This window comes from Arthrobacter sp. G119Y2, from assembly GCF_038069765.1.
Classification (GTDB): Bacteria; Actinomycetota; Actinomycetes; order Actinomycetales; family Micrococcaceae; genus Arthrobacter_B.
The window spans coordinates 40,676-47,560 of record NZ_JBBPFS010000012.1 but is presented as its reverse complement, the minus strand read 5'-3'; the positions used below and the strand labels follow the sequence as shown (position 1 = coordinate 47,560).

At 60.6% G+C, this 6,885-nt stretch carries 6 protein-coding genes and 2 pseudogenes; 4 read left to right on the top strand and 4 right to left on the bottom strand.

The window, feature by feature from the left end; genetic code table 11:
* Positions 1 to 324 precede the first annotated feature (324 nt).
* Positions 325 to 1,017 (top strand): SDR family NAD(P)-dependent oxidoreductase, encoded by a 693-nt coding sequence (locus WKB88_RS17960; RefSeq protein ID WP_341395932.1) that lies wholly within the window; start codon positions 325 to 327, stop codon positions 1,015 to 1,017.
* Positions 1,018 to 1,453: 436 nt separating this feature from the next.
* On the opposite strand, the gene WKB88_RS17955 is transcribed toward WKB88_RS17960, so the two are convergent.
* The gene (locus WKB88_RS17955) at positions 1,454 to 2,068 is read right to left on the bottom strand and encodes a DUF3592 domain-containing protein (protein ID WP_341395931.1); all 615 of its coding nucleotides are present in this window, start codon (positions 2,066 to 2,068) and stop codon (positions 1,454 to 1,456) included.
* A 658-nt stretch (positions 2,069 to 2,726) separates the two neighbouring features.
* Between WKB88_RS17955 and WKB88_RS17950 the strand changes: the two are divergent.
* A pseudogene (locus WKB88_RS17950) lies at positions 2,727 to 3,161 on the top strand (acetyl-CoA hydrolase/transferase C-terminal domain-containing protein); the annotation flags it as partial.
* Here WKB88_RS17950 and WKB88_RS17945 read toward each other — a convergent pair.
* The gene (locus WKB88_RS17945) at positions 3,158 to 3,646 is read right to left on the bottom strand and encodes a hypothetical protein (protein WP_341395930.1); all 489 of its coding nucleotides are present in this window, start codon (positions 3,644 to 3,646) and stop codon (positions 3,158 to 3,160) included. The pseudogene WKB88_RS17950 and the gene WKB88_RS17945 overlap by 4 nt on opposite strands.
* Before the next feature lie 208 nt (positions 3,647 to 3,854).
* Between WKB88_RS17945 and WKB88_RS17940 the strand changes: the two are divergent.
* Positions 3,855 to 4,005 (top strand): annotated as a pseudogene (locus WKB88_RS17940) (helix-turn-helix domain-containing protein); the annotation flags it as partial.
* A gap of 86 nt (positions 4,006 to 4,091) precedes the next feature.
* On the opposite strand, the gene WKB88_RS17935 reads toward WKB88_RS17940, so the two are convergent.
* Positions 4,092 to 4,763, bottom strand: a complete 672-nt coding sequence (locus WKB88_RS17935) for a CPBP family intramembrane glutamic endopeptidase (protein ID WP_341395929.1) — start codon at positions 4,761 to 4,763, stop codon at positions 4,092 to 4,094.
* Positions 4,764 to 5,204: 441 nt separating this feature from the next.
* Here WKB88_RS17935 and WKB88_RS17930 point away from each other — a divergent pair, with 441 nt between their 5' ends.
* Positions 5,205 to 5,993: a MerR family transcriptional regulator gene (locus WKB88_RS17930; RefSeq protein WP_341395928.1), complete on the top strand. Its 789-nt coding sequence runs from the start codon at positions 5,205 to 5,207 to the stop codon at positions 5,991 to 5,993.
* A 4-nt stretch (positions 5,994 to 5,997) separates the two neighbouring features.
* Here the strand turns inward: WKB88_RS17930 and WKB88_RS17925 are convergent, their stop codons facing one another.
* Entirely contained in the window at positions 5,998 to 6,882 is an 885-nt protein-coding gene (locus tag WKB88_RS17925; protein ID WP_341395927.1) for a DUF2268 domain-containing protein, read from the bottom strand.
* Between the last annotated feature and the right edge of the window lie 3 nt (positions 6,883 to 6,885).

The following is a 6,885-nucleotide window of genomic DNA, read 5'->3' as shown; positions in this document are numbered from 1 at the left end:
CAATCATTGCCCTGGCTCGGCGTCGTTCTGATGTCCTGTTCGCGATGCTCCGCGACGGGACTCTCTACGAGGACCCGGCACCAAAGAACCTGCCATCAGCCGCTTGACCAAAACCATAGAGGCACCCCCCCGGGCTCGGCTTCCCAGTTTCGCGGTCGTTCCCGGACATCTCCATCCTTCCGTCATCACAACGCCGTCGTCACAACGCGTTTCGTTACACATATTGACTCTAACGTAAATATGCCGCTACTGTTCCAATCACCATTGTTTCGTTACAAGTAATGATTGTAACTGACGCCATGATTCTGATGAAAAGTAGGACCAATGACAACAACTCTCATAACCGGCGGAAACCGTGGACTCGGCTACGAGGTCGCCCGTCGGCTGATCGAAGCGGGCCACACCGTGCGGATCGGCGCCCGCGACGCATCCGGTGGGCAACAGTCGTCCGACCGCCTCGGAGCCCATTTCGTACAGCTGGACGTGACAGACGATGCGTCCGTCGAGGCTGCCGTCGCCATCATCCAGGCCCGGGTCGGCCACCTGGATGTTCTCATCAACAACGCGGGCATCCTCGGCGAGGTGGCAGCACCCGAAGACATGACTGCCGACCAGCTGCGCGATGTGTACGAGACCAACGTGTTTGGACTCGTTCGCGTCACGCGTGCTTTCCTTCCTCTGCTCCGGAAGGGCACCGATCCCTCGGTGATCAACGTCACCAGCGGCATGGGCTCGTTCACGTTGACTCACGATCCTGCACGCGTGGAATCGCAGTACATCCTCGCGGCGTACGGCTCTTCCAAGAGCGCAGTCACCATGCTCACCACCCAGTACGCCAAGACGATCCCGGACGTTCGATTCAACGCGGTCGATCCCGGTCAGACGGCGACCGACTTCACCGGCCACGTCGGGCAGAGCATCGCTGAAGGTGCCGAGGCGGCGGTGCGCCTCGCCACTCTCGGGCCGGCGACGCCGACCGGCACCGTCATCGACCGGGACGGTGTTCTGCCGTGGTGACTCTGGTCATCAACGCCGAGGCTGACGTGCTCCGCGCCGGCGTCGAGTCACCCAGGTCCGCTACGCGGGGATCATCCACGACTTCGTAATGGTCAACAGCATGCACGACACTGACGCCGCGAAACCGCGGTCGCACAGGCCGTCGCTCACTTGAAGGTCGTCCTTACGGCGTAACCGACACCCGCAGGTGTGGCCCGCAACGCAGAGCGCGGACCACGCCTGCACCTCAACACCCTCGCCGAATGGAGAAATGCGTGACCGACCAGCTCAGCCCTGAGGAACCGTCCGAGCTGCCAACGGCAGACGACGCCACTCGACCCCCGGCGATCGGAACCTGGACCGACCCGATCAGCGCTTGTCCCCGGTAGGTGGTGGAACTTTTCCTGGACCTCTCCGCTGCTGCCCGAGCCGGCTCAGGCCCTCCGCGGCAAGCAGCTCAGAGTTTGCGGGCTTCGCGGACGTTCCGCCGGCCCATGATGTACAAGAAAAGCGGAAGGAGCAGGAGAACCCCGGTCACCACGAGGGCAATTTTTACTTCCAGCGGGACATCCCGGAAAAGATCCCGCTCCCGGCTTTCATCAAAAAGCACGAAGCGACTGCCGTTCTGCGGGTCAACGTAGAGCTGCAGGGCTTCTCCTGTGGTCCATTCCGGTTCGGGAAATGAGTTTTTCTGGGTCCGGCTTTCCGTGATGGTTCCCTTGGCTACACCGTCGTCGGCCTCATAACTGATCTGCGCTGAGGTCCTGGTGACGTAATCCCAGCCGGCACTGCTGTTGCGGTAGTGGTAGCGGTCGGTTTCATGTTCAACCGTCACCTCGTTCACGGTAGCCCTGGTCTCGATGCCGTTGGCCTCGAGCCAGGCATACTCGTCCCGGGTCTCGTAGGCGTGGTGGATCCAGAACCCGCCGCCGGCCACAATCAGCACAGCCAGTACCAAAGCAACCTGCCGGAAGAATCCGGTTTTGCGTGCCAGCCTTTCCGCGGACCATCCCGGGGCAAAATAGCCAATACCCGAACCGTCATTGGTGTAATACCGGGTGGTGTTGCTCATTTCAAAGGCAAACCGGCTGGTACTGCGGTTCTCCGAACGCGTCCAACCCTCAGGCGGAACAAATTCACCCGTGTTCTCTTTGTCCGGGTCCGAATGTCGCGTCGGATCCGGGGTGGTGCCAGAGGGTTTGTGCTGCACGGCAGGCCTTTCGTATTGTGCTGGATCGCCACTACTCTGCCACTTCTTTTTCTGCCCGGTGGCATTTGCCGCTCCGGAGTCATTCTCCGCTCAGGGATAATCACCGCTCAGGGGAACGGAAGCAGCACGGCAGCACGATGGGCGTCAGCCCTGACCCTGGCGAACCTCACACTCTCGATAACCGGCTTTGTCCTCTTAATCGATGCGATCGGCGGAGCGCCTCACCTTCGATACCCCCACCGTATGGGTCGCCGCCCTGGCGTGATCCTACTGATGACGACACTCGGACACCGAAGCGCCACCTCAAACCAAGAAGAGAATGATTCCGCGCCGGCAACACCCCAGCTGCATAGGCCGTTAAGGAATCCTCCCCAATGACGATCCCTTTGCAGGACGCCTAGCTGCCCCGCCCGTCCATGGGCTTTGGCCACCGGCCACTGACCACAATCGGCGCCGACCCGGTTATGTCCGCGATGGCACGTCGGCACTCTGCAGTGGAGGCGTGGGATGTTTGTATCCGGCGGACATCTACGGCAACGTGAATTCCACCCATGTGGCCGGCACGGTCATGATGAACGGGACCGGCGGCTCGGGCGACTTTGCCCGCAACGGGTTCCGCTCCGCCTTTATGTCTCCCAATACGGCCAAGGGCGGCAAGATCTCCGGCATCTTGCCGATGGCAGCCCACGTGGACCACACCGAGCACGACACGATGCTCGTCATCACCGAACGCGGCCTGGCGAACCTGCGCGGGCTTTCACCCAAGCAGCGCGCCCGCACCACCATTGAGAAGTGCGCGCACCCGGACTTCCAGCCCCTGCTGCAGGACTACCTCGACCGCGCCAGCCGGGAGAGCTTCGGCAAGCACACCCCGCACCTGCTCAATGAATCCCTGTCCTTCCACCAGCGGTTCGTGGAAACAGGAACCAACCTCCCGGCGTCCGCGGACCGTTAACCGCAGGTGTAGGTGACGCCGTCCACGAAGTGCTCACCGGGACCCAAGTCCCCGCAGACCTCTACGATGTGAGACAGGACGGTGCCCATGAGGATGCCGCCCACGATCATGCCGATGATGGTCAGGATGCTCACCACAATGCCGACGACGGCGGGAACGTTGGACATGCCGGCGCGGCGGGAGCGGCGCAGCCCCAGGATGCTGAGGATGAGGCCGGCGATGTTGGCTATGGGGAAGAAGGCCAGGATCAGGCCGACGATGCCCATGGTCCGCCCGGGATTCTGCTGCGGGGCGCCCTGCTGGTAGCCCTGCTGCGGGTAGCCCTGCGGATAACCCTGCTGGACGGGAGCACCGGGCTGCGACGGGGAATCCTGCTGGGCGGGACTGCCGAAGCCGTACTGATCCGCGGACGGAGGCGGGGTGGATCCTCCGCCGTAATGCTGACCGCCGGGGTAACCGCTGTCGTTCTGCGCGTTCTGACTCACTGTGGTCTTCCTTGTTGCGACGCGAAGGAGGCGGGGCGCTGCTCCGGGGCGGTGCCGCACGGTGCCATGCCACATCGCCCACAGACCTCCGCGGCCCCACCCGCATCTGTTCTGTTCTGTTCTGTTCTGTTCTGTTCTGTAATCAACCTATCAGGTGGCGCGGGAACGGCGGTGACGGCGGCCGGTATGGAGCGGGAACTGTACAGGCCTGGCCCAAAAACGCGGCGCCTACGGCGGACGCAAAAAAATCCCTATCCTCAGAAAAAGCAGCTGAATTGGTGCGCCGCGCGACCGCCGGCATCCCTAAGTCAACTCTGGCCAAGGACTACGGCATCAGCCACGTGCCCAGAACGGCCTAATACCTAAAGTCGTCAAAAGCCCGGGCATCCCCGTGAAGTGGAGCTTTCCGCTGTTGGGTCAAGACGCGCTCGTATTGAATTTGGCATTAGCTCCCGGACCGGGCGACGGCTAAAGCGAGGAATACAACCAGGGCATTATTGGCAGCGTGGAGGAGTATCGATGCCCACAAATTCTGGTGGAAACGACGCATGAGTGCCAGTGCGATACCGAGCATGAAGAGGTAGGCGAAGCTCACAGGAATGACATGCACGGCGGCGAAAAGACCCGCGGAGAGGATAATCGCCACGGCAGGACCAAAGCGCGCCGAGAAGCCGTCAAGAAACGCACCCCTGAACAGCACTTCCTCCCATAGCGGTGTGAGGACGGCAACGACGAGTACTGCAATGACAGCTAAATACGTAGGTAGCCGGGCGATGTCATCGAAGGCACCGTCAGTGCTTCCAGCCGTTGTCGCGTCAGCCTCGGTGAGGGTAAGCAGGCTCAGAAACAGAGCTTGCGTGAGGGCGCAGACAATGACAGTGACTGGTATCTGCCACAGCAGGTGCAACAGTCGGGGAGTGAGCCGTCGAAATCCCAGGTCGGCTGCCGTAAGGCGGTTCCGACGGATGAGGTGGATATAGAGAGCCAGGATCGCAGCAGCCGTAACACTGGCGAGTAGGACAATAAGAAGAGATTCAAGGGTGAATTCGATGATGCCTGGTAGGCCAAGCGCGAGGATCGTACCAACAGCTACCGCGACGTAGATGACGACGAACATCAGCGCCCAGGCCGCCTGCCCGAGTCCTATAGGGGCTGTTCGGCTTGTGGAAGGCTGGGTTGCCCTGGTTGGTGCGGCTAACAAAAGATCCCGATCGGTCGAGTCGGCATACGGGCAGAATTAGCGAACAGCTATTGCGGATTTGATCCGATGTATGCGGTTTCGCTGCTATTGAGTGCTTGGACTGCACTGATGAGTATGTCCCATTAACTGCCGGTGATCTTCCCACCGTGAGGAAACGACGCACAACGCCCGAACATACACCAAGGTGGGAGCCGGGTCGTCGAGCATGCCGCTGACTGCTTGCCGATTTCCCTCGACCTTAACCACTGGTAGTCCAAAAACTCCCCGAGGTGCTTGTCAACGACTGGCCTGTTCATAAGCCTATCCCTCAGCGCACAGGATGTGAGGCTCAGGGTTTCTGACTGTAATGCTGTGCAAGTGAATGATTTTAGTGGTGTGGGGGCAGTCGCGCTTTTACTCGGCGTGAGTGTGCGGACGTTGCATCATTGGCACCAGTCTGGGGTAGCTGCTCCCTCCTGTCGCAGCGTGGCAGGGTATCGGGTGTATTCGCCAGCTGATGTCGCCCGTCTACGGCGGGTGCTTCTTTTTCGTGATCTCGGCGTGCCGTTGCAGAGTATCCCGGGACTATTGGAGGCCGGGGCCACCGCACGTAGGAACGAGTTGGAAGGCCGGCGGGCAGAGCTCGCGGCAAAGATCGTTCACCTCCAGGAGGTTGACCGGCAAGTTCAGCGTCTGCTAGCAGCTGATGAGCAGGGAGTTTTGTTGTCGGCGGCTGAGGAGGTACTGGCTTTCGGGGAGGGTTGGGACAAATCCTTGGTTGTTGCTGCGCGTGAGCGGTGGGCGGACTCTCCGCAGTGGGGCGAGTACACGGAACGTTCCGCCAGCCGGACCACCGAGGACTGGCGCCTCGTTTCTTCAGCCATGCAGTCCGTTACGGAACGCTTGGCCGAAGCGAAACGTGGCAGCGTTCTCCCCGGCGATGAGCGGGCGAACGCTCTGGCGGAAGAACACCGTGAAGTGATGAGCGAGTACTTCCACTGCACCCACTCGATGCATGTCGTCATTGCGAGACGGTACGTAGCCGAAGCCGGATTTCGGGAGTTTTACGAGCAGGTCGAGCCTGGTTTAGCGGTTTGGTTGAAGCAGGTCATTGACGCCAATGTGCGCTCTGTAGGGATAGATCCGGACACCGCTGCCTGGGAGTAGCGGATCAGCGAACTGCGCCAACAGCGACTTTGATGATTTCTTGGCTCGGAACATGTAGCGCTTGAGCGGCTGTTAACCCGGTGGTTTCCAGGTACGCGTCGACTAAGCGGTTTCCTGCCGCGTATCCGGCCCCTGTTGGCAATCCAACAGGTTCCCCGCCGAACCGCTTGGCGGATTCGTCGCCGTGCACCCAGGCAGTGAAATTATGCATTCCCTGAACCTGCAGGCCGGTAGCGACTTTCTCGAAGACTCTGTCATCGTGGAGGTGCGGGATTCCGATGGGTGTGTACCCGGCATGGCCGTAAGACTGCCGTGCGAAGGCATCGGCCAAGCCTTCGGAAATGATTTGCTCACCGACCTTGACCTGGGCGGGATCCCAGACAACCCCTCCAGGCGCGTAACGGAGGTTGTGATTGAGCTCGTGGACCGCTGCCGCTTCAATCCTGTTGAGATTCTCCTGAGTCGGCCACAGGGTCAGTGAGATGTATCCGGTTGAACTGCCGTTTCCGCTGAACCCGCGGAGCGGGCCCATGAAGTACTCATCGCGCGGGTTTCCCAGAATAATGAGGACGTTAATGTCTGGGACGTGGATGCCCGGGGTCGCGGCGAGTTGCTGGTCCAGCGCATCGGCCATTGCCCTTCCAACTCGGACCCACACGCCATTCTTGCGAAGCAGCTCGAGCGCCTGATGGATTTCGGTTCCAGGCTGGTTAGGGGGAAATCCGAAACTCATTTCGTGCATCGTCAACAGGTCGACCTTGCCGGGAAAATGCCGGAACATTCCCTCCATAGGAGCCAGCACACCGCGGAGCACGTCACTGCGATCTGTTTCGGAAGCTCGTAGTACGGCTTCCATCCCAGCTTTCGTATTCAAGGTAGTAATAGTCATGAG

Excerpts from the sequence above, each read along its gene's own strand:
- WKB88_RS17960 (WP_341395932.1), top strand. The coding sequence starts at position 325 with ATGACAACAACTCTCATAACCGGCGGAAACCGTGGACTCGGCTACGAG.
- WKB88_RS17955 (WP_341395931.1), bottom strand. The coding sequence starts at position 2,068 with ATGAGCAACACCACCCGGTATTACACCAATGACGGTTCGGGTATTGGC.
- WKB88_RS17935 (WP_341395929.1), bottom strand. The coding sequence starts at position 4,763 with ATGTTCGTCGTCATCTACGTCGCGGTAGCTGTTGGTACGATCCTCGCG.
- WKB88_RS17925 (WP_341395927.1), bottom strand. The coding sequence starts at position 6,882 with ATGACTATTACTACCTTGAATACGAAAGCTGGGATGGAAGCCGTACTA.